This is a genomic window from Nocardioides sp. T5 (assembly GCF_048161455.1).
Classification (GTDB): Bacteria; Actinomycetota; Actinomycetes; order Propionibacteriales; family Nocardioidaceae; genus Nocardioides.
In genome coordinates, this window is sequence record NZ_CP182415.1 from 2,990,606 (window position 1) to 3,017,098 (window position 26,493).

Below are 26,493 nucleotides of genomic sequence, written 5' to 3' on the forward strand. Positions count from 1 at the left end.
GTCGGAGGTCGGGCCCGGCCCCCGCGGGGAGGGCCGGGCTCGACCGTCGGACCTGGCGCGGAGCGTCAGGTCGGGTTGTTGTCGCGGACCATCGCCACGATCTCGTCGTAGCGGGGACTGGCCATGAAGTTGTCGACCGAGACGTGCTCGGCGGACGGTGTCTTCTGGCGTGCCCGGTCGGTGAGGTCCTGGTGGCTGACCACGAGGTCGTAGCTGTCGTCGAGGTTGGCGATGGCCTTGTTGACGACCGTGACCTCCGGGTGCCCGGCGTCCTGGATCTTCTTGCGGAGCACCGAGGCTCCCATCGCCGAGGACCCCATCCCTGCGTCGCAGGCGAAGACGATGTTGCGGATCTCGCGGGTGGCGGTGGCCGTGGCGGCGGCGGCGGCGGCCGCGCCACCGGTCAGGGTGCTGGCGACCGACGACTTCTTGCCCTTGTTGGCCTCCATCTGGGCGGTCGCGGCGCTCAGGTCACCCTCGTCCTCGCTCTTGTCCATCTTCAGCAGCAGCGCAGCCACGACGAGGGTGACGGCAGCGGCACCGAAGACGCCGAGGGTGACCCCAAGGTAGTCACCCCTCGCCGTCTGGGCGTAGACGGCGAAGATCGAGCCCGGGGCCGCCGGTGCGCGGAGGCCCACGTCGAAGGCCACGTTGATCGCGACACCGGTCATGCCGCCGGCGACCATGGCGAGGATCAGGCGCGGCTTCATCAGCACGTAGGGGAAGTAGATCTCGTGGATGCCGCCGAAGAACTGGATGATCGCGGCACCCGGGGCGGTCGCCCTCGGCACACCGCGGCCGAAGAACGTGTAGGCGAGCAGCAGGCCGAGGCCCGGGCCGGGGTTCGCCTCGAGCAGGAACAGCACGGACTTGCCGGACTCCGCGGCCTCGGCGAGACCCAGTGGCGTGAGCACGCCGTGGTTGATCGCGTTGTTGAGGAAGAAGACCTTCGCCGGCTCGATGACGAGCGAGGTCAGCGGCAGCAAGTTGTTGTCGACGAGCCACTCGACCGCGTTGCCGAGGACCTCCATGACCTCGTTGACGATGGGCGCGACGACCCAGAACCCGACGATCGCCATCAGGAAGGCCACGATGCCGGCCGAGAACATGTTGACGAGCATCTCGAAGCCGACCTTGATCTTGCCGTCCCAGAGCGCGTCGACCCGCTTGATCGCGTAGGCCGACAGGGGGCCGAGGATCATCGCGCCGATGAACATGTGCACCTGGCCGAGCGGGGCGGCGTCGGCGGGCAGGTCGGCGTTGAAGTTCGCCACCAGCAGGTCCGACCCGGCGATGGCACCCATCACCGCGAAGCCACCGACCACCGCACCGCGGTCACCATGGACCATGCGGCCGCCTGTTGCGGCGATGAGGATCGGCAGGGCGTAGTGGATGATCGGGCCGACCATCGTGGCCAGGTCGGCGTTGGGCAGCCAGCCGACGTCGATGACCAGGGCGGTGAGGAGTCCCCACGCGATCAGTGCCGGGATGTTGGGCATGATCATGTTGGAGAGGAACGTGCCGAACTTCTGAATGCGGACCCGCGCACCGGAACCGGTGGGGGCCGTGAATGTCGTGGCCATGCTGGTGTCCTCCAGTCGAACTCAGGGGGTGACCCCCATCACATGATGCCGTGATTAAACCGCACGTTCGGGCATGTTGCCAAGCATTCGGGCATGATCGGTGCCCGACCTTGTGGTTTTTACCCAGAATCCCCGCGACTCAGCCGCTCAGCTGACTGTCGAAGAGCGCCTTCTCGACCTCGCCGTTCCACGTGCCGCCAGGTCCGAGCTTCGCGGCGACGTCCGGCAGCTTCTCCCTCAGCTCGTCGAGCCCCATCAGGGGGAGGTCGTGGATCTGGGGAAAGATCAGGACCTTGCCGGAGTAGCTTCCGTCGACCAGGGCCTGGAGGCCGTCCTTGGCCGCCCGCATGCCTCCGACGGCGCCGACGATCGAGCCCGGCGAGAGGTCACCCCGGTTGGCCAGGTCCACCACCTGCTGCTGGTCGTGGATCGTCAGTCCCGACGTCCCGGTGTACTGGGCGTTGTCCAGGTACACCGCGCTCAGGTTCAGCGGTGCCAGCGTGCCGTTGGGGACACCGGCGAAGAAGACCAGCATGCCGTCGGCGTTCATCACGGTGTCGGCCTCGGCCATCACTTCTGCGATGGGGACGCTGACCACGACGTCGTCGGCCCCCCGGTCGTCGGTGATCCGCATGACGAAGTCGTGGAGGGACTCCTCAGCGGTCTGGGAGTTGAAGGTGAGCAGCTCGCAGTCGTTGCTCTCCGCCAGGTGGGCCAGACGGTCCTCGAGGCTCTTCAGGCGTTCATCACTCACCTCGGTGGCGACGATCGTGCGGGGACCGTCGGGCTGCTGGATGGCCCGCTGGAGGTGCATCAGTCCCATGGGGCCGCCGGCGCCCACGAAGACAGTGGTGCCCTTCGGACGCAGGTCACAGCGGTTGCGCGCCTCTCCGTAGGAGGAGGCGATGTCCGGACCCCGGCCACCGAGGTAGGCGGTGTAGTCGTAGTGCAGACGGCCCACGTCGGTGTCCACCAGGCCGTCCAGGGCGCTCTCGCCGACCATGTTGAGGGTGCCCCGGCGGGCGATGCGCTGCGCCACGGCTCCCACCGTCGACGCCGAACGGGGATCGAGCATGACGATGTCGTCGAAGCCGGCGCCGTCGGTCAGCTCGTCCGCCAGCGCCTGGAAGTCATCGACACCGATGCCGTTGCGTACGACCGTGGTGGCGGAGGTGCGCTCCACGAGCTCGGCCACCGAGGCCGGCACGTCGGTCATCACGATGGTGGCCGGAGCATCCAGGCCCGAGGAGAAGAGGTAGTCGCGCTCGTCCCCGGGACGGCCGATGATCCACATGGTCCCGCCGGCCTTCGGCTCGAGGCGGCGACGCTGGGTGTAGGCGGCCATCACGCAACCCCAGGGCTCCAGCGTGGAGGCCTCGGCGTACCCCATCGTGTCGGGGAGGGGCAGCAGGCAGGCGCCGTCGTCGGTGTCGAGCATCTCCGAACCCATGAGGTGGTACTGGATCAGTCCGCCGGGGATGGTGTAGCCGTAGGCCGTGCTCTTCCCGTCCTGGTAGATGTCGGGCTGCACTGCCAGCCGCTGGCCGGCGTGGTAGCGGTCGGCGAGGTTGTCGCCGACCTCGATGACGGTGAGGCTCACCTCGTGCCCCAGCCGGGTGGGCTCCTTCGCCAGGTCGCGGTCGTAGAGCTTGGGGTGGCTGCCGCCCTGGCGCATGATCTTCACGTCGGAGAAGCAGAGGCCCACGCTGTCGATGCGGACCAGCATGTGGTCGGCATCGGGCTCGGGGACTGGAAGCAGCTCGGGCTGGCCGTCCTTGCCCATGCTCTCCTCCCCCGCGCCGTAGAGGTTCCAGGCCCAGGAGCGCTCCGGCAGGTCGAGATCGGCCGCGCGGTAGCGGTCGTACGCTGATGTCATGCTTCCTCCGTTGTGAGGTGGACGTCTACGTGGACGTGGGATCTGGACGGTGGTTCTGGGCGCGGGTCTCAGTGCCCGAGCAGCTCACGGACCGCGGCGCGGGCGGCCATCGGGTCGGGTGCACCGAGGGCGGCCTCGGCCGCGGCCTCGCAGGTCTCGAAGCTGACCTTGCCGAGCTGGGCGCCGACGGGGCGTACGGCGCGGGCGGCCATCGAGAGCGAGGAGATCCCCATCCCGATGAGCGCCGTGGCGAGCAGCGGGTCGGCGGCCGCCTCCCCGCAGACGCCGACCGGCTTGCCGGCCTCGGTGCCGGCGTGGGCGGTGATCGCGATCAGCTGGAGCACGGCCGGCTGCCAGGGGTCGGTGAGGTGCGCGAGATCGGTGGCCATGCGGTCGGCGGCCATGGCGTACTGGGTGAGGTCGTTGGTGCCGATCGACAGGAAGTCGACCACCTCGAGCATCCGGTGGGCGAGCAGCGCCGCGCTCGGGATCTCGACCATCACCCCGGCCTTCAACCCGCGCTCGCGGACCTTGGCGGCGAAGTCCGCCGCCTCGGCGACGGTGGCGACCATCGGCGCCATCACCCAGGTCTCGGTGCCGGTGCGCTCGGCCGCGGCGGCGATGCCGTCGAGCTGGCGGTCCATCAGCGCCGGGTTGCCGAAGCTGAGCCGCAGGCCGCGCACACCCAGGGCGGGGTTCTCCTCGCCCTCCTGGGTCGCGAAGGCGATCGGCTTGTCCGATCCCGCGTCGAGGGTGCGGACCACGACGTAGCGGCCGTCGGAGTAGGGAGAGAGGACCTCGGCGTAGATGTCGGCCTGCTCCTCGACGCTCGGCTCGTCCTTGCGGTTGAGGAAGCACAGCTCGGTGCGGAACAGGCCCACGCCCTGCACGGGCTCGCCACCCGCGGAGGCGGCAGAAGCACCGTCGGCGACGTTGGCGAGCAGCTTGACCAGCATCCCGTCGGAGGTCGCGGCGGGCCCGCTCCAGCTGGCGAGCTCCTCGCGCAGGCGGCGGCTCTCCTCGACGCGCGAGCGTGCCGCCTCGGGGTCGGCGCCCTGCTCGATGGTGCCGGCCTCGCCGTCGACGACGACGAACGTGCCGGCCGGCAGACCCATGACACCGGCCGCGCCGACGACGCACGGGATGCCGAGCTGGCGGGCGATGATGGCGGTGTGGCTGGTGGCGCCGCCGCGCTCGGTGACCAGGGCGGTGACCAGCTCGGGGTCGAGACCGGAGGTGTCACTGGGCGCGAGGTCCTCGGCGACCAGGATCGACGGCTCGCTCGGGGTTGGGACGCCGGGGGGCGGCTCGCCCACGAGGTGGGCGACCACGCGCCGCTCGATGTCGCGCAGGTCGGTGACCCGCTCGGCCATCAGGCCGCCCATGTTGGTGAAGATGGTGACGAACTGCTCGACGGCACCCTGCACCGCGGCGACGGGCCCCTGCCCGGCCTGCAGGTTCTTCGCGACGCCGGAGCGCAGGCCCTTGTCCTTCGCCAGTCCGGCGCTCGCGGTGAGCACCTCGGCCGCGGCACCCTGCGCGGACGCCGCCTTGCTGGAGAAGGTCTCCGCGACCACGGCCACCGCGTCGTCGTACGCCGCCAGCGCGGCGTCGGCGTCGGCGAAGTCGCCGTCGCCGAAGCGCGCGATCGCGTCGGGCGACACCTCGCCGTGCACGTGGAGGACCGGGCCGGCGGCGACGCCCGGCACCACCGGGGTCCCGCTGAGGGTGTTCGCGGGCGACTGCGCGGATGTGGTCATGGACACACCGTAAGACATCGCGTGGTTGACAAGCAACACATTCGGGACTAAAACAACACATACACAGATCACCCGACGACGCCCGTGGAGGAGGACCGATCCGATGTACGCGGAAGAGCGCCAGCAGGCGATGGCCCACCTGATCAGTCGGCGCGGCCGGCTGTCGGTGGTCCAGCTGTCCGAGCAGTTCGAGGTGACCACCGAGACCGTGCGACGCGACCTGTCCACGCTGGACCGGATGGGGCTGGTCCGCCGCGTCCACGGTGGCGCGGTGCCCGCCGGTTCGCTCACCGTCATCGAATCAGGCATCGGGGAGCGCGACCAGTCCAACACGCAGGCCAAGGAGGCCATCGCCAATGCCGCCGTCGCCCTGCTGCCACCGCCGGACTCGGTCGTCGTGATCGACGCGGGCACCACCACCGCGCGCTTCGCCGCCGCGCTCCCCCGCGACCACCGGCTCGTCGTCATCACGCACGCCGTGCCCGTCGCCACCCGCCTGGCCGGCCTGCCGCAGATCGAGCTCCACCTGCTGCCGGGCAAGGTCCGACCCACCACCCACGCCGCGGTCGGCGCGGAGACCGTCGCCGCCCTGGCGGACCTGCGGGCCGACGTCGCCTTCGTCGCCACCAACGGCCTCACCGTCGGGCACGGGCTCACCACCCCCGACAGCGACGAGGCGGCCAGCAAGCGCGCGATGATCGCCTGCGCCCGCAAGACCGTGGTGCTCGCCGACTCCACCAAGATCGGCGTGGAGACGGCCGTGCGCTTCGCGACCCTCGACAGCCTCGACGTGCTGGTCACCGACAGCGACGTGGAGCCGGCCGACCGACGCGCCCTCGAGGGCGCCGGGATCGAGGTGGTGGTCGCATGATCCTGACCCTGACCCCCAACCCCAGCATCGACCGCACGGTCGCCCTCGACGGCGTGCTGTCCCGCGGCCAGGTGCACCGGGTGGCGTCGGTGACCTCGCAGGCGGGCGGCAAGGGCGTCAACATCTCCCGCGCGGCCGTCAGCGCCGACATCCCCAGCATCGCCGTCGTGCCCGCCGCCAAGGACGACGCCTTCGTCATCGAGCTGCTCGGCGCGGGCATCGACTGCCGGCCGGTGCGCCCGGCCGGCGACGTACGCGTCAACCTCACCATCACCGAGCCCGACGGCACCACCACCAAGCTCAACTCCCCCGGTGCCGAGGTGCTCCCCCTCCATCTCGAGCTCATGGCGCAAGCCGTGCTGGTCCGTGCCTCCAGCGCCGACTGGACGGTCCTCGCCGGCTCCCTGCCCGCAGGGGCCCCGGCCGGCTTCTACGCCGAGCTCGTACGACGACTGCGCGAGGTGGGCGGTCGAGTGGCTGTCGACACCAGCGACGCCCCTCTCCAGGCGCTCGTCGACGCGTTGCCGCACTCCGCTCCCGACCTGATGAAGCCCAACGGCGAGGAGCTCGCCTCCTTCACCGGCGGAGACGCCGACGAGCTGGAGTCCGACCCCCGGGCGACAGCGGCGGCCGCCCGCCAGCTCATCGAGCGCGGCGTGGGGGCCGTGCTGGCCACCCTCGGCGGCAACGGCGCCGTGCTCGTGACGCCTGAGGGCGCCTGGCACGCGACCCCGCCCCCCACCACAGTCGTGAGCACCGTCGGTGCGGGCGACTCCAGCCTCTTCGGCTACCTGCTCGGCGACATCCGGCGCCTTCCTGCCCCGGAGCGCCTGGCACTGGCCGTCGCCTACGGCAGCGCCGCCGCAGGTCTCCCCGGCACCACCATCCCCCAGCCGTCCCAGCTCCGCACGGAGCTGGTCGGCGTCACCGCCCTGACCCCCTCACTGGGAGGCACAGCATGACCGCACTGATCACCACCGACCTCGTCCGCCTCGGCGCGGACTGGGGCCCGGACAAGCACGACGTCATCCGCGCCCTTGCCGGCGTCGTCGACGACGCCGGCCGGGCCACCGACAAGGACCAGCTCGTGGAGGACGCGTTCGCGCGCGAGTCCACCTCGGCGACCGGGCTGCCCGGTGGCATCGCGATCCCCCACTGCCGGACCGAGGGGGTCGAGGTCCCGACTCTCGCCTTCGCCCGGCTCGACCCGCCCGTCGACTTCGGGGCCAAGGACGGCCCCGCCGACCTGGCGTTCCTGATCGCCGCACCCGCCGGGGGCGACGCCGACCACCTCACCATCCTCACCAAGCTGGCCCGTGCGCTGGTCAAGCCCGCCTTCACCGACGCACTGCGCTCGGCGGAGTCGATCGAGGAGGTCGTCGATGTCGTCGCCCACGAGCTGGGCGAGCCTGCACCGGCGGCGAAGGCAGCCGCCCCGGCATCGGGCGCGCCCTCCGGCGCGGCCGTGCCGGGTGGCGGAGAGACCACCGCGCCCGGTGAGGCCCCGAGCACCGCTGCTCCTACGGCGACGGCCACCGCAGCTCCGGCCGCAGCGACGTCCCTCGTCGCGGTCACTGCCTGCCCGACCGGCATCGCCCACACCTACATGGCAGCCGAGGCGCTCGAGGCCGCGGCCGAGCGAGCCGGGGTCGACCTCCAGGTCGAGACCCAGGGCTCCGTGGGAGCGAAGCCGCTGCCGCACGACACGATCGCCCGCGCGGGCGCGGTGATCTTCGCCGTCGACGTCGGCGTCCGCGACCGCGGCCGGTTCGCCGGCAAGCCGATGGTGAGCTCGAGCGTGAAGCGCCCGATCGACGACGCCGACGCGATGATCGCGGAAGCCCTGCGCTACGCCGCCGATCCCGCGAGCGCGCCTCGCGTGGAGGGCGAGGCCTCGGGCGGCGACGGGGGCGGCGCCGGGGCCGCGGAGTCGTGGGGTGGCCGGGTCCGGCGGGTCCTGATGACCGGCGTGTCCTACATGATCCCCTTCGTGGCCGCGGGCGGTCTGCTCATCGCGCTCAGCTTCCTGCTCGGCGGCTACGAGATCGTCGGCCCCTACGGCGACATCGCGGTGAACTACGGGATCTTCAACCTCCCTGACCCCGAGGAGCTCGGGCTCGAGCACGCGCTGTTCAACTCCGGACTGATGGCCTACCTCGGCGCGCTCTTCTTCATCATCGGCAAGACGGCCTTCGCGCTGTTCCTACCCGCGTTGGGGGGCTACATCGCCTACGCGATCGCCGACCGCCCCGGTATCGCGCCGGGCTTCGTCCTGGGTGGGCTGTCCGCCAACCTCTTCAACGTGCAGACCTCCGACGGTGTCGCCTACCCGGCCACCGGCTTCATCGGCGCGATGATCGGTGGCACCCTGGCCGGCATCGCGGCGCACTGGATCGCGAGCTGGAAGGTGCCGACCTGGGCCCGCGGCCTGATGCCCGTCCTGGTGATCCCGCTGTTCGCGTCGGTGCTGGCCGGCCTGGCGATGCTCATCGTGCTCGGCAGGCCGATCTCCTGGCTCATGGAGCAGCTGACCGAGGGGCTCAACTCGATGTCGGGAAGCAGCGCGATCCTGCTCGGGGTGGTCCTGGGCCTGATGATGGCGTTCGACATGGGCGGCCCGCTCAACAAGGTCGCCTACACCTTCGCCGCCGTCGGTGTCGGCAGTGCGTCGCTGGCCAGCGACGCGCCCGAGCTCCAGATCATGGCCGCGGTCATGCTGGCCGGGATGGTCCCGCCGATCGCCCTCGCCCTGGCCACCGTCGTACGCCCCGGACTGTTCAACGTCCCCGAGCGCGAGAACGGCAAGGCAGGCTGGCTCCTGGGTCTGTCGTTCATCACCGAGGGCGCCATCCCCTTCGCCGCGGCCGACCCGCTGCGCGTCATCCCGGGCATCATGGCGGGCAGCGCCGTCACGGGCGGGCTGTCGATGGCGATGGAGGTCGGGGTGCGCGCACCCCACGGAGGCATCTTCGTGCTGTTCGCCGTCGAGAACGTCCTGGGCTACCTGATCGCCCTGGTCGCCGGTGTCATCGTCGGTGCCATCGCCGTCATCGCCCTCAAGTCGGTGGGCTCCAGCGACGCCGACGTCGTGACCGTCTGACCCGTCCACCCGTCCGCAGCAGCCCGACCAACCCACCCAAGGAGAACCATGCCCAGCAAGTCAGTCGTCGTCGGTTCCGCCGTCGGCCTCCACGCCCGTCCCGCCGCGATCATCGCCGAGAAGGCCGCCGAGCTCGGCTCGGAGGTGACGATCAACGGCGTGGACGCCAGCTCCTCGCTGATGATCATGACCCTCGGGGCCGGCAACGGTGACACGGTCGAGGTCGCCGGCGACGACCAGGCCGCGGTCGACACGATCGCCGCCCTGGTCGAGCAGGATCTCGACGCGTGAGCCGTCCGTCCTGATGGGCGGTGGTCCAGCCACGTTCCGTACGCCGGACACGTGGGTGGATCACCGCCCATCGGCGTGTCCGGGCGCGACACGTCCGCGAGCGGTGGCCGAGCCACATGACGAGGTCGCCGAACGTGGGTGGACCACCACTCGGAGGCGTCAGGTGCGCTCGCGCGTCGCGAGGTAGACCGCGCGCATCCCGACGGCCCGCTCGAGCTGGCTCTCCACGACGGAGAAGAACTGGCGCCGGTAGGTGTCGTCGGTGACGGCCGAGACGGTGAAGTAGAAGCCGCTGAACGAGGCGAGGAAGAGCGACACCTTCAGCAGCGAGAGCGACACGTGGGACAGGAAGGGCGCCTCCCCGACCGACTTCGCACCCGTCCACGCGAGCTGGGTCTCGGTCTCCATCACCAGCGACCCGAACAGCATGAAGAACACGAAGACGGTCACCGCGAGCAGCAGCACCTGGACGGACTGGATGACCAGCAGCACGAGGATCAGGTTCCACCGCTCGAAGCCGGAGACCTGGGCGTGCTCCTGCGGGTCGATCCGCGGGTCCGCCGCGACCTCGCGACTGGCCTGCTCCAGCGGCGTGCCGGCGCACGCGCGCACGATGAAGTCGTCGTCGACCTCGTCGTCCACGCGGTCGACCTCCTCGGGCAGCCGCACGAGCAGGAACAGCACCGCCAGGCCGAACATCAGCAGCACGGTGACCCACAGCAGCCCGAACGGCAGGTTGGTGGTCATCTGCCACGCCTCGGCGTTGACGAAGAGGAACGTCACGAAGACGAGCAGCAGCGGGAGCGCGCGCGAGGCCATCGGCACCAGGAAGCGCACGCTGCCGAGGGTGCGGGACAGCGCGAAGCCCAGGATGGGCCGGGCGTGCAGCGCGGTCGAGGCGTACCAGAGCAGGGCGAGACCGGCGACCGACATCCACACCGCCGGCCCGGCGGCGTACGACGTCCCGGTGGCCCACGCGACGGCGGCGACGCCCGCGGCGAGCAGCGCGAGGACCAGGGCGAGGGACACCAGGCGGCGGGGTCGCAGCCCGGCCCGAGCCGCGGCACGCTCCTCGGCGACGAAGTAGGGCAGGCCGTGGGCCAGGAACCACGCCTCGACGGCGGTGCGGTCCTTCGTCACGTGAGCAGGTCCCGCGCCCGGCGTACGTCGTCGTGCATGGTCTCGACGAGCGCCTCCATGCCCTCGAACTTCACCATGCCGCGCAGCCGGTCGACGAACGCCACCTCCACCTCGACGCCGTAGAGCTCGAGGTCGTCGCGGTCGAGGACGTAGGACTCCACGCGACGGTCGCGCTCGCCGTCGAAGGTCGGGTTGGTGCCGACGGAGATCGCGGCGGGATAGGTCTCCCCCGTGTCGAGGCGGGTCAGCCGGCCGGCGTAGACGCCGTCGGCCGGGGCGGCGTCGACCGGCGGGATCGGGACGTTGGCCGTCGGGTAGCCCATCTCGCGGCCGCGCTTGTCCCCCTCGACCACGGTGCCGCGGACGGTGAACGGGCGGCCCAGCGCCTCAGCGGCGCCGGCGACGTCACCGGTGGCCAGGCACTGGCGTACGTAGGTCGAGCTCCACACCTGGGGCCCGCCGTCGAGCGCCACGCCGACGGTCTCGAAGTCGCGTGAGGCCCCTGCCTCGACCAGCGTGGCGACCTCGCCGGCCGCCTTGTTGCCGAAGCGGAAGTTGGAGCCGACCACGACCGCGCCGGCGTGCAGCGCGTCGACGAGGATCCGGTCGATGAACTCCTGCGGCGACCACGACGCGACCTCGCGGTCGAAGCCGACCACCAGGATCGCGTCGACGCCAGCGTCCTCGAGCAGCCGGGCCCGGGTGTGGATCGAGGTCAGCGTGGGCGGGGCGTGCTCGGGACGCAGCACCGCCATCGGGTGGGGGTCAAAGGTCACCGCCACCACCGTGTCGATGCCCAGCCGCGCGGCGCTGGTGCGCGCCTCGCGCAGCACGTGGGCGTGACCGAGGTGCACGCCGTCGAAGTTGCCGATGCTCACCACGGTGCGGCCGAGGTCGGCCGGCACGTCGTCGACGTCTCGCCAGATCTGCACCCGCGAAGCCTACTGGCGGGCTCAGACGAAGACGGCGACCGGGCGGGCCTGCTCGCCGCGCTGCTCGTAGAGCGCGAGGAACTCGCCGTCCGGCGCGAAGACCGCGTGCGGCCCCTCGCCGGGGAGGACGACGTCGAGACCGCGGCCGACGCGCACGTGGCCGGCCTGCTCGTCGTCGAGGTCGACCGAGGCGAAGCTCGCCCGGGCGGCGTCGGCGATCGGCAGCACCGAGAAGTCGTCGGCCAGCTGGTCGAGGGTGCGGGCGACCGAGAGGTCGAAGGGGCCGACGGCGGTGCGCCGCAGCGCGGTCAGGTGCCCGCCCACCCCGAGCGCCGCCCCGAGGTCACGGGCGATCGCGCGGATGTAGGTGCCCGACGAGCACCGCACCGAGATGCGGACGTCGGGGAGCGCCACCTCGTGCACCACCAGCTCGTGGATGGTGACCGGGCGTGGCTTGAGCTCGACCTGCTCGCCGTCGCGCACCCGCGCATAGGCCCGCTTGCCGTCGACCTTGATGGCGGAGACGGCGGTCGGCACCTGCTCGATGTGTCCGACGAACCGCGCCAGCTCGTCGCGTACGACGTCCTCCCGCACGCCGTCGACCGCGTGGGTCGCCGTGACCTCACCCTCCGCGTCGTCGGTCGTCGTCGAGACGCCGAGGCGGATCGTCGCGTCGTACGCCTTCTCCGTCAGCATGAGGTGGCCGAGCAGCCGGGTGGCGCGGTCGACACCGAGCACCAGGACGCCCGTGGCCATCGGGTCGAGCGTGCCGGCGTGGCCGACCTTGCGGGTGCCGGCGAGCCGGCGGACCCGGGCCACCACGTCGTGCGAGGTCATGCCCGGGGCCTTGTCGACGACGACGAGACCGGGGTCGACCATCAGGCGCGGTCGTCCTCGTCGAAATCGAGGTCGGAGCCGTCGTCGAGCGCGACCTGCTCGTCGTCGAGGTCGTCCTCGACCACGCGCGGCTTCTTGTAGGGGTCCGGCTCTCCGGCGTAGGCCTCGACGCGTCGCGCCGCGACCTCCTCGTCCAGCTGGCGGGCGCGCTCGAGCACCTCGTCGAGCGCACGGGCGTTCTCGGGGAGCGCGTCGGGGATGAAGGTCAGCGACGGCACGATCCGCATGCCGAGCTGCTTGGCGACCTCGGAGCGGATCACGCCCTTGGCCGACTCGAGGGCGGCGGCCGTGCTGGCCAGCTCCTCCTCGGTGCCGAGCACCGTGTAGAAGATCGAGGCCTGCTGGGAGTCGCCGGTCACGCGGACGTCGGTGACGGTGACGAAGCCGAGGCGGGGATCCTTGATCCGGCGCTCGAGCATCTCGGCGACGATCACCCGGATCCGGTCGGCGATCTTGCGCACGCGGGGGTTGGTCATGGGTCCAGTCTCTCCTACTCGTGACCGGGCGCTTCATGCCCGTCACAGACGGTGACCGGGCGCTCCGTTCCCGGTGAAGGGGAACGAAGCGCCCGGTCGGTGACGCGGACGGGCACGAAGTGCCCGCTCGGTGATCAGCTGCGCGGGATCTCGCGCATCTCGAACGCCTCCACGACATCGCCGATCTTGATGTCCTGGAAGTTGCGGAGCACCAGACCGCACTCGAAGCCCTCGCGGACCTCGGACGCGTCGTCCTTCTCGCGGCGCAGCGAGGAGAGGTCGAGGTTGTCGGCCACCACCGCTCCGTCGCGCAGGACCCGCACCTTGGCGTTGCGGCGGATGAGGCCGGAGGTGACCATGCAGCCCGCGATGTTGCCGGCCTTGGACGAGCGGAAGATCTCGCGGATCTCCGCCTGACCGAGGGTCGACTCCTCGTAGATGGGCTTGAGCATGCCCTTGAGGGCCGCCTCGATCTCCTCGATCGCCTGGTAGATGACCGAGTAGTAGCGGATCTCGACACCTTCCTTGTCGGCCATCTGGCTCGCCTTGCCCTGCGGGCGGACGTTGAAGCCGATGATGATGGCGTCGGAGGCGGCGGCGAGGTCGACGTTGGTCTCGGTGATGGCACCGACACCGCGGTCGATCACGCGGAGGGAGACCTCGTCGCCCACGTCGATCTGCGACAGCGCGTCCTCGAGCGCCTCGACCGAACCGGACACGTCGCCCTTGAGGATGAGGTTGAGCTCCTGGCTCTCGCCCTTCTCCATGGAGGCCATGAAGTCCTCGAGGCTGCGGCGCACCCGACGCTTGGCCTGCATGGCCGCCCGCTCGCGCGCCTCGCGCTTCTCGGCGATCTGGCGGGCCATGCGGTCGTCGTCGACGACGATGAAGTTCTGGCCCGCACCCGGCACCGCCGAGAGGCCCAGCACCATCGCCGGCCGCGACGGGTCGGCCTCGGTGATCTCCTGGCCGTGCTCGTCGAGCATGGCACGCACACGACCGTGGGCCGGACCGGCCACGATCGAGTCGCCGACGCGGAGGGTTCCGCGCTGGACGAGCACCGTGGCGACCGGACCGCGACCGCGGTCGAGGTGCGCCTCGACCACGAGGCCCTGGGCGTCCTGGTCGGGGTTGGCGCGCAGGTCGAGCGACGCGTCGGCGGTCAGGACGACGGCCTCGAGCAGCTTGTCGAGGTTGAGCCCGGCCTTGGCCGAGACGTCGACGAACATCGCGTCGCCGCCGTACTCCTCGGGGATCAGGCCGTACTCGGTGAGCTGGCCGCGGACCTTCGTCGAGTCGGCCTCCGGCTTGTCGATCTTGTTGACCGCCACCACGATCGGCACGTTGGCCGCCTTGGCGTGGTTGAGCGCCTCGACCGTCTGCGGCATGACGCCGTCGTCGGCCGCGACGACCAGGATCGCGATGTCGGTGGCCTGGGCACCACGAGCACGCATGGCGGTGAACGCCTCGTGACCCGGGGTGTCGATGAGGGTGATGCGACGGTCGTCGCCGTCGACCTCGGTGTGGACCTGGTAGGCACCGATGTGCTGGGTGATGCCACCGGCCTCCTTGTCGACCACGTTGGCGTCACGCAGCGCGTCGAGGAGCTTGGTCTTTCCGTGGTCGACGTGACCCATGACCGTGACGACCGGCGGACGGACGACCAGGTCGGCCTCGTCGCCCTCGTCGGCGCCGAACTCGAGGTCGAACGTCTCGAGCAGCTCGCGGTCCTCGTCCTCCGGGGAGACGATCTGGACGACGTAGTTGAGCTCCTCGGCGAGCAGCTCGAACGTCTCGTCACCGACCGACTGGGTCGAGGTGACCATCTCGCCGAGCGAGAACAGCATCTGGACCAGGGCGGCCGCGTCGACGTTGATCTTCTCGGCGAAGTCGGTCAGCGACGCACCGCGCGGCAGCCGCACGGTCTCGCCGTTGCCCTTGCGGACGCGCACGCCACCCAGGGTCGGGGCGTCCATGGCCTCGAACTCCTGGCGACGTGCCCGCTTCGACTTGCGACCGCGACGCGACGGACCACCGGGGCGACCGAAGGCACCCTGGGTCTGGCCACGCTGGCCGGGACGACCGCCACCGGGACGACCGCCACCGGACGGGCCGAAGCCGCCGGGACGACCGGGGGCGCCACCGGGGCCACCGCCACCGGGACGACCCGGGGCACCGCCACGAGCGGGGGCACCCGGACGACCGGGGCCGCCACCGGGGCCACCACGGGCCGGACGTCCGCCCGGACCGTTGCCGAACGCGGCCGGGGACTTGGGCATCATCGCCGGGTTGGGACGCGGCATGCCGGGACGTCCCTCGCTGCCGCCACCAGCACCCGGGGGACGCGGCGGGCGGTTGTCGTCGCCACCGGTGCGCGGGGCAGGGCGCTGGCCCATGCCCTGGCTCGGGGCGAACGGGTTGTTGCCCGGGCGCGGTGCGCCGGGGCGACCGACCGGGCGGGGCGCCGGGCTCGGGGCCTTTGCGGCCGGGGCAGCGGGTGCCTCGGGCTCGGCCGGCGGAGCCTTGGGCTCGGCGGCAGGCGCCTTCGGGCCGGGCTTGGGGCCGGGCCTGGCAGCGGGTGCTGCCGGCTCCGCGGGAGCCGCGGTCTCGGCGGCGGGTGCCTCGACCGGCGCCTCGGCGGCAGCCGGAGCCGCAGGGGCCTCAGGCGCTTCCGGGGCCTCGGTCGCGGCGGGTGCCGGTGCGGGCTTGGGGCCGGGCTTGGGCGCGGCCTTCTTGGCGGCGGGCTTGTCGGCCGGCGCCGCGGTCTCGGCGGGCGCGGAGGCCGCTGCGGCCTTCAGCTCGTCGCCGTACTGCTTCTTGAAGCGCATCTCGACGGGCGGCTCGACAGTCGACGATGCCGACTTGACGAACTCCCCCATCTCCTTGAGCTTCTCGAGAACGAACTTGCTCTCGACTCCGAACTCCTTGGCGAGTTCGTGGACTCGGGTCTTTGCCACGGTTGTTTACTACTCCTTCTGGTCCGTGACCCCAGAAGGTGGAGGGGAAACGGAGCAGCTAGTGGGTGTGCACACTCATTACGAGTTACTCATCGAGTGCTCATGAGCTGTGTGCTCCAGTTTCTGGTCGGTGCTGCGGTGAATCGGACTGGTGGATCTCGGCGAGGTGGTCGGCCACCGGCGCCGTGCTGAGCCCCTCACCCGAGCGGAGGGCCCGGGGAAACGCTCGGCGTCGCACCGCGAGCTGCCAACACTCGGACGTGGGGTGCACGTGCGCCCCGCGGCCTGGTGCCCGGCGGTCCGGATCGGGCACCAGGGCAGGTCTGCCCTCGACGTCCGAGCCTGCGACCACGCGGAGCAGCTCGCTCGCAGCGGCCTTCGCCCGACAACCCACACAGGTCCGGACAGGTCCGGGCGCAGAGGTGTCAGACGTGGTGGCCACTGGCGTCCACTCTAGCCGGTGCGGCCAGTGGTTTACGAACTGGGAGCCCGTGGCCTGGTTTCGACGCGCTCGTGCGACTTCGTGCCTCAGTCGCGTCGCTTGCTCAACCTGGTCGACCCCACACGCCGGGCTCGTTCCTCACTCGTCGTTGGTCGCTTCATCGGGGGCGGGGGCCTCGTCGGAGCGGATGTCGATGCGCCAGCCGGTGAGGCGGGCGGCGAGGCGGGCGTTCTGCCCCTCCTTGCCGATGGCGAGGGAGAGCTGGAAGTCGGGTACGACGACGCGGCACGAGCGCGCGGCCAGGTCGACGATCTCCACGGCAGTCACGCGGGCCGGCGAGAGGGCGTGCGCCACCAGCTCCGCCGGGTCCTCGGCCCAGTCGACGATGTCGATCTTCTCGCCGTGCAGCTCGCTCATCACGTTGCGCACGCGCTGGCCCATCGGACCGATGCAGGCTCCCTTGGCATTGACCCCGGGGACGGTGGAGTGCACGGCGATCTTGGTGCGGTGACCGGCCTCGCGGGCGATGGCGGCGACCTCGACGGTGCCGTCGGCGATCTCGGGGACCTCGAGGGCGAAGAGCCTCTTGACCAGCGTCGGGTGGGACCGGGACAGGGTGATCTGTGGGCCGCGCATCCCCTTGCGGACCGACGTCACCAGGCACTTGATGCGCTCGCCGTGGACGTACTTCTCCCCCGGCACGCGCTCGCTGATCGGCAGGATGGCCTCGAGCTTGCCCAGGTCGACCATGACGTCGTCGGGGTTGCGCCCCTGCTGGATGGTGCCCGAGATGATGTCGCCCTCCTTGCCGGAGAACTCGCCGAACGTCTTCTCGTCCTCGGCGTCGCGCAGCCGCTGCAGCATGACCTGCTTGGCGGTCGTCGCCGCGATGCGGCCGAACCCCTGGGGGGTGTCGTCGTACTCCGGCCCGGCCGTGCCGTCCTCGTCGAGCTCGCGCGCCCAGACGGTGACGTGCCCGGTCTTGCGGTCCAGCTCGACCCGCGCGGGGTGCGAGGACTCGGTCGCGCGCTGGTAGGCGGTGAGCAGGGCCTGCTCGATGGCCTCGGCCAGCACCTCGAAGGAGATCTCCTTCTCCCGCTCCAGCATGCGCAGGATGCTCAGGTCGATGTCCATCAGTCGTCCTTCTCGTCGTGCTCGTCGTGCTTGTCGGTCTTGCCGGTCTTGCGGTTGAACTCGATCTGCACGAGCGCCTTGGTCACCTCGGCGTAGGCGACCTCGCGCTTCGTGCCGGAGACCTCGAGGGTCACCGAGTCCTCCGTGGAGGACAGGATGCGGCCGGTCAGGCTGGACCCGTCGGCGAGCGTGGCCTTGACGAGGCGGTCCTCGTTGCGCCGCCAGTGGCGCGGCAGGGTGAGGGGACGGTCGACGCCGCGCGAGGTCACCTCGAGCGTGTAGGGCATCTCGCCCATCACGTCGGACTCGTCGAGGACCCGGGAGACCTCGCGCGTCGCGTCGGCGACGTCGTCGAGGGTCACTCCGCCGTCCTTGTCGACGGCGACGCGCAGCACCCGGCGCTTGCCGGCGGGCGTCACCTCGACGGCCTCGACGTCGAGCGCCATCGCTCGCAAGGGGTCGACCAGCTCCGCCTCGATGCGGTCCCGGGTGGCGTCCTGGTGGGGGGTGCTCATCGGGTTTCGACCTCCTTGTGTAGTTGTCCGAGGACCACGATAGCCGCCATCGGGTGGGCCGCGACAAACACCGGCGGCCGGTCCGGACCGGCCAGCCGGGCGGATAGGGTCAGGGGGTGCCCGGACGTCCACTGACCCGTCGTACGACGGTGGGCGCGGCACTCGCCTCGCCGCTGGCGCTGGCCGCCTGCGACATCGACCCGCCGCCCCGCGCGGGCGGGTCCGCGGCACCGTCGCCGCCCCCGCCGGAGGACTCGGAGCTGGTGGCCGCGGTCGTCGCCGCACTGGTCCGCGCCCGGTCGGTCGTGGAGGCGGCGACCCTCTCGGTGCCCGACCTGACGCCGCTGCTCGCACCGGTCGCGACCTCCCACGCCGCCCACCTCGAGGTGCTGGCCGGCGCGGTCGCCGACACCGACGTCCCCGCGCCGGCACCGACCACGATCGCGGGCGACCGGGCGCGGGTCCTGGGCGTCGTACGCCGCTCGGAGCAGCGCCTGCTGCGCGAGGTGCGCCGCGGTTGCGTCGGCGCGGCCAGCGGCGACCTCGCCCGGGTGCTGGCCAGCATGGCCGCGTCCACCGCCCAGCACGGGGCCGCGCTCGCCGACCCGACTACCGGCGGGGAGGGCCCGTGACCGTCCTCGACGCCCTCCAGACGACGCTGGCCGACGAGCACGCCGCGCTCTACGCCTACGGGGTGCTCGGCGCGCGGACGTCGCAGGCGACCTCACCCGAGCTCTTCGAGACGATGACGGCCGGCTACCGCCGCCACCGGGCGCGCCGCGACCAGCTGCGGCTCATGGTGGGCGACGCCGGAGGGGACCCCGTCGCTGCCGACGCGGCCTACGACCTCGACGGTGCGCTGCTCCGTCCTCCACAGCTCGCCCGCGCCGCAGCGGAGCTCGAGGCAGGGAGCGTCGAGGTGCTCGTCGCGCTGGTCGCGCAGTCGAGCGGCTCCGTGCGCGAGTGGGCGCTCACCGAGGCGACGTGGTCCGCGGTCTGGCAGCTCCGTCTGGGCAGCACCGCCGAGACGTGGCCGGGAGCACCCGAGCTCGACCAGCCGTGAGACAGGGAAAGCGGCCCGCGGCCTCAGCCTTTGGGAAAGTCCCGAGATCTCTCCCAAAGGCCGAGGACGCGGACCGCTCCATGGGGTTGGTCAGCATCACCCTGTGTCGCCCAACCTGTGGGGGTGGTGGAGCGACATGCACAATCATGCATTCGATCCGGGCGATCCGAAAGCATGTACCGCTTGCATGTTCCTGCAACGCACGAAGTTGCAGAAATGTCACGCTCAGGAGGCGTCGAGACGCCGTACGACGGCGGGGATCTCGCTCAGGGAGGTGACCGTCGCGTCGGGCTCCCCCTCGGTGTGGCCGACCTGGTTGACCGGGATCGTGCTGTGGGGGACGTGGATCGCCCGGAGGCCGGCGTTGTGGGCGCCCCACACGTCGTCGAAGAGCCGGTCCCCCACGTAGACACAGGCCGCCGGGTCGCTCACCCCGACCGCCTCCATCGCGGCGCCGAACGCCAGCGGCGACGGCTTCGTCCACGGGACCTCGCTGGTGTAGACGTCGCCGTCGACGAGGTCGTACACCCCGTCCCGCTCGAAGAAGCCGACGTGCCACTCGCGGGGCCAGACGGTGTTGGAGAGCACGCCGACCTTGATCCCGGTCGAGCGGAGCTCCTCCCACATCGGTCGCACCTCGGGGTCGGTGAGCGTGTGCGGCTCCCAGAACTCGTAGTAGGCGCTCAGCAGGTCGGGATCGTGGTCGAGACCCGCCTCGGCGAAGAGGTCACCGATGGTGGCGCTCTGCTGGTGGTCACGGCTGCGGCCCCACACGACGTCACCCGCGCGGTGCAGGCGCTCGGCGTGCGCGTGGTGGTCGTCGTCGGGCGAGGGCGTACGACGGACCGCCTCCGCGAGGGCCAGCGACTCGGCGTGGAAGTCCACGTCGTGCCACCGGGTCAGCGTGCCGCCCCAGTCGAAGATGACCGCCTCGATGCGCGTGTGAGCCATGGGCGCGAACCTATCGGGGGCAAGCAGCGGGATCGTGGAGGATCTGAGCCACCAGGTGACCCGGATCCTCCACGATCACGCGTTGATCGTGTCGGCGTCGGACCACAGGGATCCGTCGACCGGCCACGGCAGGACCTCGAGACGGTCGTCGGCGAGCAGGTCGTCGACGAGGGCTCGGCTGCCGCCCACCAGGGTCGAGTCGAGATCCATGACGCTCGAGGTCGCCCAGGCGTGGTCGGCTGGCCACCACGCGCTTGGCGACTGCCACTGGTGCGGAGCCCACATCTCGAACTGCTCGTCAGGCGTGGGTGGGCGCCCACCACCGACGACCGTGCTGACGCCGGTCGGCGTGCCGAGGGCGTACGCAAGGGCCGGGGCCTCTGCACACAGCGTCGGCACGTCGGCCAGCGGCCGGTCGAAGAGGTGGCACTCGCACGGAGTCATCGGGGCGGTCGGCATGCCGGACCACGCCGCCGGCCAGGTTCCGTAGCCCACCCAGAAACCTACGAACGTCCGCCCGGGCATCGCGGTGTACCGGCCGAACACGTCGGCCAGCGCCTCGAGGTCGGGGCGCTCGAGGTTGCCGCGCGCCGGCGCCTCGCCCGGCCACAGCTCGGGGTCGGCACTTGCACCGCGGGGGTCCAGGTCGCGACCGCCGGCGATCCGGTGCCACTGCGCCTCTGGGTGCAGCGTCGTGCCGCACTCGGCCGCCACCTCCGACCAGCGCACGCGTGTCCCCGTGTCGTCGCGGAGCCACGCCGGGTGCAGGACCCGCGCGTACGCCTCGAAGCCGCGCGGGATGAGGAACCCGACGGCGGGCGGCGTGCCGTCCGGCCAGTCCGTCTCCCACCAGTCGGCCTCGCCGACGTCGGCGTCCGGACGGATCGCGACGAGGTGCTCGCGCCACGCTTCAAGGTCTCGTGACGGGACTTCGCCCCTCCTCGACCAGCGCACGCGGTGGACCTAGCTGCGGACGATCTCGGTGATCCGCGCGACCGCGGAGCCGACGGCGACGTCCTCGCGGTCGCCGGTGCGGCGGTCGCGGACCTCGACATTGCCGTCGGCCAGGCCGCGGCCGACGGTGACGATCGTCGGCACGCCGATCAGCTCGGCGTCCTTGAACTTCACGCCGGGGCTGACCTTGCCGGTGCGGTCGTCGAGGAGCACCTCGACGCCGGCGGCCTTGAGGTCCTGGGCGAGCACCTCGGCGGCGGCGAAGACCGCCTCGTCCTTGCCGGCGGCGACGATGTGGACGTCGGCGGGGGCGACGTTGCGCGGCCAGCACAGGCCGATGTCATCGAGCGTGCCCTCGGCGATGGCGGCCACGGCGCGCGAGGGGCCGATGCCGTAGGAGCCCATCGTGACGGTGACGAGCTTGCCGTTCTCGTCCAGCACCTTGAGGCCGAGCGCGTCGGCGTACTTGCGGCCGAGCTGGAAGATGTGGCCCATCTCGACTCCGCGGGCGGACTCGAGGGTGCCCTCGCTGCAGTTGGGGCAGGCGTCGCCGTCGCGCACGTCGGCCGCCTCGATGGTGCCGTCGGGGGTGAAGTCACGGCCGACCACGAGGTCGAGCACGTGGGAGCCCGGGACGTTGGCGCCGGTCACCCAGCGCGTGCCCTCCGCGACCCGGGGGTCGACGAGGTAGCGGATCCCGGACTTGGACTCCTCCCCCAGCACCTCGGGGCCGATGTAGCCCTTGACCAGGGCGGGGTGCTTGGCCATCTCGGCCTCGTCCATCGCCTCGACCTCGATCGGCTCGAGCTGGCCCTCGAGTCGCTTCTGGTCGACCTCGCGGTCGCCGGGCACGCCGATCGCGAGCGGCTCGCGGGTGCCGTCGGGGTGCTTGAGGACGACCATCACGTTCTTGAGGGTGTCGCCCGCGGTCCAGGGACGGTCCTCACGGGGGTGGGCCGCGTCGAGGTGGGCGACGAGGGTGTCGATGGTCGGCGTGTCGGGCGTGTCCTCGGCGTGCGCGGCGGGCGCGTCGTCGTACGGGAGCGCGGGCGGGGCCGGGACGGTGACGGCCTCGACGTTGGCGGCGTAGTCGCAGTGCGTGCAGCGGACGTAGGTGTCCTCGCCGACCTCGGCCTTGGCGAGGAACTCCTCGCTGGCCGAGCCGCCCATCGCGCCCGAGGTCGCCTTGACGATGACGTACTCGAAGCCGAGCCGGTCGAAGATCCGGATGTAGGCGTCGCGGTGCTTCTGGTAGGACTCCTCGAGCCCGGCGTCGTCGATGTCGAAGGAGTAGGAGTCCTTCATGATGAACTCGCGACCGCGCAGCAGGCCGGCGCGGGGCCGTGCCTCGTCGCGGTACTTGGTCTGGATCTGGTAGATCGAGAGCGGCAGGTCCTTGTAGGACGAGTAGAGGTCCTTCACGACCAGGGTGAACATCTCCTCGTGGGTGGGCCCGAGGAGGTAGTCGCCGCCCTTGCGGTCCTGGAGCCGGAAGATGTTGGGGCCGTAGTCGGCCCAGCGACCGGTGGCCTCGTAGGGCTCCTTGGGCAGCAGGGCGGGGAACGACAGCTCCTGCGCGCCCATGTCGTCCATCTCCTCGCGGATGATGTCCTCGATCTTGCGGAGCACCCGCAGGCCCAGCGGGAGCCAGGTGTAGATGCCGGGCGCCGCCCGGCGGATGTAGCCGGCGCGGACGAGCAGCCTGTGGCTCGGCACCTCGGCGTCGTTGGGGTCGTCGCGCAGGGTGCGCACGAACAGGGTCGACATGCGGAGGAGGCGGCCGGTCATGGGCGCAACGATAGGGGTGGGCCGTATGGCGTCGCGAACCAGATTCGTACGCCGGCCGCGCAACCACGGTCCGTCCCGCGACGTCTCCGTACCAGGACCACACACCCCAGGGGGAGATCCATGCGTCGTACGACGGCCACAGCACTCATCTCGGCACTGACGGTGGGCGCCGCGCTCGCCGTACCGGCCCAGGCCGCGGCACCCACCGTCGAGCTGCAGCCGCAGCGGCTGGCGCGCGGCGCCGACATCGCCGTGCCCCACATCGAGGACGGCGTCTTCGTCGACGGCGAGCGTCGCATCGAGCTGCCCGGCACGGAGGCGCGCATCATCGGAGCGTCGTCGGGCGGCTGGATGGTGGGGACGCACCGGACCAACGCCGTGGGCGAACGCCGTGGCGGCCGCGTCGTGCACGTGATGCCCGACGGCACCGTGCGCACCGTGCTTCGCGGCGTCGACCCGGCAGTCGTCCAGGTCACCGAGGACGGCAGCTCGCTCCTCGGGGTCCCCGACACCGGGAGGTCGCGTGCGACGGTCAAGGTGTGGGCGGTCGTCGACGGAACCGAGGTCGCGTCCCGCACGTTCGGAGGCTGGCCCGAGGTCGTGGCGTCGAGCGGCGCGAAGGTGCTCGTGCGGACCACGACGCGGACATTCTGGTGGAACTTCGGCCGCGACGAGGTACGCCGCCCGCTGACCCGCAGGCTCACCGGGACCGCGAGCATCGAGCACGACCTGCTCGTGACCTACACGAAGGACCCGTACCTCGGCGGCTGCATGCAGCTCGTGCGGCTGAGCCGCCCGAACGTGAAGGTCTGGAGGTCCTGCCGGGACCGGGTCGCCGCCATCTCCCCCGACGGCACGGAGATGCTCACCTTCCACATCCTCACCGACGGGCTCGGCCCCGGTGAGATCCGCCTGCGCGAGGTCGACGGCACCCGGCTGGCGACGTACTCGACGAACTGGTTCGGCAGCTGGGGCTGGGAGTCGCCGGGCACGCTGCTGCTCAACGTCAACGGCAAGCGGAAGTCCGCGACAGTACGTTGCACGCTCGACGCCTGCGAGAACGCGACCGACCCGGTGAAGGTCCGCACGCCCTGACCGCTCGCCGGATATCTGAGGACACGATGAACGGATTCGTGGTCGAACCACGTTCACCATGTCCTCAGGTATCGCGTGGTGCTCAGGTCCCCAGGACGGTGAACGACGCGGCGGTGGCGGCGAGCACGGGGTCGCCGCCGGCCGCTTCGCGGGCGGCGAGCATCGCGTCTCCGAGCCCACCGCCCTGCCGGAGCCGGGCGTGGAGCGCGACCATCACCTCCACGGTGGCGGCGTCGTCGACCTCGGCGAGGCTCGAGACGACGCCGGCGGTGCCCATGGACAGCAGCGCGGCCGCCAGGCCGAGCAGCTCCTGGTCGCCCACCGGTTGCATGACACCCGACTCGCAGGCCGAGAGCACCACCCGGTGCGGCGGCCGCTCGAGCCCCTGGAGGTCGTGGACGAGGAGCGGCCCGTCGGCCATCGTGAGCGAGGAGAAGAGCGGGCTGTCCTCGCGGAAGTGACCGTGTGCGGCGACATGCGCCAGCGCCGCCCCGTCGAGCGCGACGAGCGCAGCGGCGACGGTGGCCTCATCGCCGTCGAGCACCTGGGCCTGCGGGTCGTCGGCCGCCACGGCCGGCACCTCGGCGCCGCCGCTCCCGAGACCCGGGCCGACGAGCATCACCCGACGGTCGTCGGCAGGCTTCGAGGTACGAGCCCGCAGCCACAGCCGCGCCGACGGGGTGCCCGTCACGGGTCGGCGCGCCAGCGCCGGCAGCAGCCCCCACGGGACGCCTTGGAGTGCGGCCGGGGCGCAGACCACGACCCGCTGGTCCCCGACCCCGTCGAGCGCGCTCCCGAGCAGGGCACGCTCGAGCCGGGCGCCGGCGACGTCGAGCTGCGCCCGCCGCCCACGCGCGGCCTGGCGGAGCGTGAACAGTGCGAAGTCCACCGCGGCGGCAGCGGCTGCGGCGTCACCGACCACACGACGGCGTACGCGGCCGCGACCCGCCACGAGTGCGTGCAGGACGCCGTCCACCTCGGTCAGCTCGACCAGGACGGTGTCGTCCTCTGCCAGCGCACCCAGCAGGGCGGGGACGTCGAACGAGTCCGCGGTCCGCTCACCACCTCGAGCGTGGAAGAGCCGCTGGCGGACAGCCTGCTCCAAGCGCGTCGCGCGCGCCTCGAGGCGTTCGACCGGGGCGCCTGCGACCCGCGCCTCGGCCAGCCGTTGGTGCTGCGCACGCAGCGCCGCGAGGTCAGCGGCCGTCTCCGGGTCATGGCCGGACGCGGTCGCCGGCAGCGCCAGTGAAGTAGCGCGCCAGCGTTCGGACCACCGAAGCAGCTGGCGGGCGTCACCCGACCGCAGGGCCGTGCGGGTGCCGAGCTCGGCGAGGTCCGCGCCGTGGCGGGAGGACAACGCCCGCAGTTCGTGGCTGCCGAAGGTCGCAGCATGCTCGTCGAGCGCGAGGAGGCCGCGCTCGCACGCTCGCAGAACACCACCGACCTGCCCGGCGACCTCGCGCCGCCGAGCCTCGGCCAGCCAGCCCAATGCCCGGGTGGTGCCGAGAGATGCGTGGCGGAAGACCGCAGCCTCCTCGAGCCAGCCGTCCAGCAGGCGCAGGGCCCGAGGACCACGTACGCGGCGGGCGACCCGGGCGCCGAGGAGCAGGGCCTGGGGGAGCTCAGGAGCGGCGCGCATCCGGGCCGCGTCGATGAGGGACTCGAGTCGGCGGAGCAGTCGGTCGGGTCGATCCGTTGAGTCAGCACGCGCCCAGATCGCGATCAGCTCGGCCCTCACCCAGTGCTGCTCCTGACCATGTCGCCGGTAGAGCCGGCACGCGTCCTCCGCAGCCGATCGGGCACGCGAGTGGTCGCCGGCTGCATGGGCCGCCCCGGCCAGTACGAGCAGCACGTCGGCCCGCTCGACCTCGGCCAGCGGGCGCGCTGAGAGGGCACGCTCCACGATGCCGAGGGCATCGGCGGCGAGGCCTGCGGCGAGGTAGGCGCCGCACTGGTCGTAGACGAGGTCGACGCTGGTGATGCCGAGGTCATCGAACCTGCTGCTCGCCTCGGCGTAGCGCTCCAACGCCCGCGGCAGGTCACCCTCGAGCGACGCGACCCAGCCCAGGTTCTGGACGGCGTTGGCAGCATCCCAGCCCATCCCGAGCGCGGTGTAGACGTCGAGCGACTCCGTGAACCTGCGGCGCGCGGCGTCGAGGTCGCCCAGCCATCCCCGGGTGATTCCTTCGAGGTTGAGGGCACGCGCTCGCCAGACCTCGTCTCCCGACCCGTCCAGCAGCCGGAGGGCGTGAGCCAGGTCGGCTGCACCCTCCTCGACCTTCTCGAGGTTGAAGCTGAGCACACGGGCTCGCCTCACCAGAGCTCGTGCGAGCGGCACGCCGCCGAGCGTGGCGACCGCACGGTCGAGCTGCGACAGACCGTCCCGCGTGCGCCCCGCCTGGACGAGCGTCACACCGAGCGTCGCCCTGACGTCGGCCTCTCGTTCTCTGTCCGTCCGGCGAGCCAGTGTGACGGCCCTCCGCAGTTGGAGCAGCGCGTCCTCGGTCTCACCCAGGTCTCGCTGCACGATGCCGACCACCTGGTGGCCGATCGATGCCAGTGCAGGGTCCGGGTCGGACACAAGCTCCCTCAACGCGGTGCGCCTGGCACCCGCCGGATCGGCGAAGAGCGTGCGGAGCAGCTCCTCCGCGTCGACCCGGTCCACACC

At 71.7% G+C, this 26,493-nt stretch carries 22 protein-coding genes; 7 read left to right on the forward strand and 15 right to left on the reverse strand.

Features of this window, described 5'->3' with window-relative positions; translation table 11 throughout:
• Positions 1–65 precede the first annotated feature (65 nt).
• The 3 genes from ACNKF0_RS14615 to ptsP all read right to left on the reverse strand — a co-directional run bounded on the left by ACNKF0_RS14615 (position 66) and on the right by ptsP (position 5,219).
• The gene (locus ACNKF0_RS14615; protein WP_416953233.1) at positions 66–1,583 is read right to left on the reverse strand and encodes a PTS mannitol transporter subunit IICB; all 1,518 of its coding nucleotides are present in this window, start codon (positions 1,581–1,583) and stop codon (positions 66–68) included.
• Positions 1,584–1,722: 139 nt separating this feature from the next.
• Positions 1,723–3,459, reverse strand: a complete 1,737-nt coding sequence (locus ACNKF0_RS14620) for an alcohol dehydrogenase catalytic domain-containing protein (protein WP_416953235.1) — start codon at positions 3,457–3,459, stop codon at positions 1,723–1,725.
• 68 nt (positions 3,460–3,527) lie between these two features.
• Positions 3,528–5,219: a phosphoenolpyruvate--protein phosphotransferase gene (gene ptsP, locus ACNKF0_RS14625; RefSeq protein WP_416953237.1), complete on the reverse strand. Its 1,692-nt coding sequence runs from the start codon at positions 5,217–5,219 to the stop codon at positions 3,528–3,530.
• A 103-nt stretch (positions 5,220–5,322) separates the two neighbouring features.
• Between ptsP and ACNKF0_RS14630 the strand changes: the two genes are divergently transcribed.
• From ACNKF0_RS14630 to ACNKF0_RS14645, 4 genes are read left to right on the forward strand one after another with little or no spacing between them, the layout of a single operon-like run.
• Entirely contained in the window at positions 5,323–6,090 is a 768-nt protein-coding gene (locus ACNKF0_RS14630; RefSeq protein WP_299924139.1) for a DeoR/GlpR family DNA-binding transcription regulator, read from the forward strand.
• Positions 6,087–7,052, forward strand: a complete 966-nt coding sequence (locus ACNKF0_RS14635; protein WP_416953239.1) for a 1-phosphofructokinase family hexose kinase — start codon at positions 6,087–6,089, stop codon at positions 7,050–7,052. Before ACNKF0_RS14630 ends, ACNKF0_RS14635 begins: the two co-directional genes overlap by 4 nt.
• Positions 7,049–9,190, forward strand: a complete 2,142-nt coding sequence (locus ACNKF0_RS14640; RefSeq protein ID WP_416953241.1) for a PTS fructose transporter subunit IIABC — start codon at positions 7,049–7,051, stop codon at positions 9,188–9,190. Before ACNKF0_RS14635 ends, ACNKF0_RS14640 begins: the two co-directional genes overlap by 4 nt.
• A 48-nt stretch (positions 9,191–9,238) precedes the next feature.
• The gene (locus ACNKF0_RS14645; RefSeq protein ID WP_056906489.1) at positions 9,239–9,481 is read left to right on the forward strand and encodes an HPr family phosphocarrier protein; all 243 of its coding nucleotides are present in this window, start codon (positions 9,239–9,241) and stop codon (positions 9,479–9,481) included.
• 159 nt (positions 9,482–9,640) lie between these two features.
• On the opposite strand, the gene ACNKF0_RS14650 is transcribed toward ACNKF0_RS14645, so the two are convergent.
• The 8 genes from ACNKF0_RS14650 to rimP all read right to left on the reverse strand — a co-directional run bounded on the left by ACNKF0_RS14650 (position 9,641) and on the right by rimP (position 17,974).
• The gene (locus ACNKF0_RS14650) at positions 9,641–10,621 is read right to left on the reverse strand and encodes a hypothetical protein (protein ID WP_416953244.1); all 981 of its coding nucleotides are present in this window, start codon (positions 10,619–10,621) and stop codon (positions 9,641–9,643) included.
• On the reverse strand, positions 10,618–11,553 hold the full coding sequence (locus tag ACNKF0_RS14655; RefSeq protein ID WP_299924152.1) for a bifunctional riboflavin kinase/FAD synthetase: 936 nt from the start codon (positions 11,551–11,553) through the stop codon (positions 10,618–10,620). The genes ACNKF0_RS14650 and ACNKF0_RS14655 overlap by 4 nt, the downstream gene beginning before the upstream one ends.
• Positions 11,554–11,574: 21 nt before the next feature.
• On the reverse strand, positions 11,575–12,432 hold the full coding sequence (gene truB / locus ACNKF0_RS14660; protein WP_416953246.1) for a tRNA pseudouridine(55) synthase TruB: 858 nt from the start codon (positions 12,430–12,432) through the stop codon (positions 11,575–11,577).
• A complete protein-coding gene (rbfA, locus tag ACNKF0_RS14665) occupies positions 12,432–12,926 on the reverse strand; it encodes a 30S ribosome-binding factor RbfA (RefSeq protein ID WP_416953248.1) in 495 nt (164 codons plus the stop codon). The genes truB and rbfA overlap by 1 nt, the downstream gene beginning before the upstream one ends.
• Before the next feature lie 134 nt (positions 12,927–13,060).
• Positions 13,061–15,883: a translation initiation factor IF-2 gene (gene infB / locus ACNKF0_RS14670; protein WP_416953250.1), complete on the reverse strand. Its 2,823-nt coding sequence runs from the start codon at positions 15,881–15,883 to the stop codon at positions 13,061–13,063.
• A 100-nt stretch (positions 15,884–15,983) separates the two neighbouring features.
• A complete protein-coding gene (locus ACNKF0_RS14675; RefSeq protein ID WP_416953252.1) occupies positions 15,984–16,325 on the reverse strand; it encodes a YlxR family protein in 342 nt (113 codons plus the stop codon).
• A 138-nt stretch (positions 16,326–16,463) separates the two neighbouring features.
• Positions 16,464–17,459, reverse strand: coding sequence for a transcription termination factor NusA (gene nusA, locus ACNKF0_RS14680; RefSeq protein WP_299924166.1), 996 nt, complete (start codon positions 17,457–17,459; stop codon positions 16,464–16,466).
• A complete protein-coding gene (gene rimP, locus ACNKF0_RS14685) occupies positions 17,459–17,974 on the reverse strand; it encodes a ribosome maturation factor RimP (RefSeq protein WP_416953255.1) in 516 nt (171 codons plus the stop codon). Before rimP ends, nusA begins: the two co-directional genes overlap by 1 nt.
• Before the next feature lie 116 nt (positions 17,975–18,090).
• On the opposite strand from rimP, the gene ACNKF0_RS14690 reads away from it, so the two are divergent.
• The gene (locus tag ACNKF0_RS14690) at positions 18,091–18,606 is read left to right on the forward strand and encodes a hypothetical protein (protein WP_416953257.1); all 516 of its coding nucleotides are present in this window, start codon (positions 18,091–18,093) and stop codon (positions 18,604–18,606) included.
• A complete protein-coding gene (locus ACNKF0_RS14695) occupies positions 18,603–19,037 on the forward strand; it encodes a ferritin-like domain-containing protein (protein ID WP_299924175.1) in 435 nt (144 codons plus the stop codon). The genes ACNKF0_RS14690 and ACNKF0_RS14695 overlap by 4 nt, the downstream gene beginning before the upstream one ends.
• Before the next feature lie 225 nt (positions 19,038–19,262).
• On the opposite strand, the gene ACNKF0_RS14700 is transcribed toward ACNKF0_RS14695, so the two are convergent.
• The 3 genes from ACNKF0_RS14700 to ACNKF0_RS14710 all read right to left on the reverse strand — a co-directional run bounded on the left by ACNKF0_RS14700 (position 19,263) and on the right by ACNKF0_RS14710 (position 22,730).
• Complete coding sequence (locus ACNKF0_RS14700; protein WP_416953259.1) at positions 19,263–19,988, reverse strand: HAD family hydrolase; 726 nt, start codon at positions 19,986–19,988, stop codon at positions 19,263–19,265.
• A 75-nt stretch (positions 19,989–20,063) separates the two neighbouring features.
• Positions 20,064–20,942, reverse strand: a complete 879-nt coding sequence (locus tag ACNKF0_RS14705) for a hypothetical protein (protein WP_416953261.1) — start codon at positions 20,940–20,942, stop codon at positions 20,064–20,066.
• A 9-nt stretch (positions 20,943–20,951) separates the two neighbouring features.
• Entirely contained in the window at positions 20,952–22,730 is a 1,779-nt protein-coding gene (locus ACNKF0_RS14710) for a proline--tRNA ligase (protein ID WP_416953263.1), read from the reverse strand.
• A gap of 120 nt (positions 22,731–22,850) precedes the next feature.
• On the opposite strand from ACNKF0_RS14710, the gene ACNKF0_RS14715 reads away from it, so the two are divergent.
• A complete protein-coding gene (locus ACNKF0_RS14715) occupies positions 22,851–23,825 on the forward strand; it encodes a hypothetical protein (RefSeq protein ID WP_299924196.1) in 975 nt (324 codons plus the stop codon).
• A gap of 82 nt (positions 23,826–23,907) precedes the next feature.
• On the opposite strand, the gene ACNKF0_RS14720 is transcribed toward ACNKF0_RS14715, so the two are convergent.
• Positions 23,908–26,490, reverse strand: coding sequence for a CHAT domain-containing protein (locus ACNKF0_RS14720; protein WP_299924200.1), 2,583 nt, complete (start codon positions 26,488–26,490; stop codon positions 23,908–23,910).
• Positions 26,491–26,493 lie beyond the last annotated feature (3 nt).

Coding starts and splice junctions, on each gene's coding strand:
- rbfA (WP_416953248.1), bottom strand. CDS start 12,926: ATGACCAACCCCCGCGTGCGCAAGATCGCCGACCGGATCCGGGTGATC.
- ACNKF0_RS14640 (WP_416953241.1), top strand. CDS start 7,049: ATGACCGCACTGATCACCACCGACCTCGTCCGCCTCGGCGCGGACTGG.
- truB (WP_416953246.1), bottom strand. CDS start 12,432: ATGGTCGACCCCGGTCTCGTCGTCGTCGACAAGGCCCCGGGCATGACC.
- rimP (WP_416953255.1), bottom strand. CDS start 17,974: ATGAGCACCCCCCACCAGGACGCCACCCGGGACCGCATCGAGGCGGAG.
- ACNKF0_RS14645 (WP_056906489.1), top strand. CDS start 9,239: ATGCCCAGCAAGTCAGTCGTCGTCGGTTCCGCCGTCGGCCTCCACGCC.
- ptsP (WP_416953237.1), bottom strand. CDS start 5,219: ATGACCACATCCGCGCAGTCGCCCGCGAACACCCTCAGCGGGACCCCG.
- ACNKF0_RS14710 (WP_416953263.1), bottom strand. CDS start 22,730: ATGACCGGCCGCCTCCTCCGCATGTCGACCCTGTTCGTGCGCACCCTG.
- ACNKF0_RS14630 (WP_299924139.1), top strand. CDS start 5,323: ATGTACGCGGAAGAGCGCCAGCAGGCGATGGCCCACCTGATCAGTCGG.
- nusA (WP_299924166.1), bottom strand. CDS start 17,459: ATGGACATCGACCTGAGCATCCTGCGCATGCTGGAGCGGGAGAAGGAG.
- ACNKF0_RS14715 (WP_299924196.1), top strand. CDS start 22,851: ATGCGTCGTACGACGGCCACAGCACTCATCTCGGCACTGACGGTGGGC.
- ACNKF0_RS14700 (WP_416953259.1), bottom strand. CDS start 19,988: ATGGCTCACACGCGCATCGAGGCGGTCATCTTCGACTGGGGCGGCACG.
- ACNKF0_RS14615 (WP_416953233.1), bottom strand. CDS start 1,583: ATGGCCACGACATTCACGGCCCCCACCGGTTCCGGTGCGCGGGTCCGC.
- ACNKF0_RS14620 (WP_416953235.1), bottom strand. CDS start 3,459: ATGACATCAGCGTACGACCGCTACCGCGCGGCCGATCTCGACCTGCCG.
- ACNKF0_RS14635 (WP_416953239.1), top strand. CDS start 6,087: ATGATCCTGACCCTGACCCCCAACCCCAGCATCGACCGCACGGTCGCC.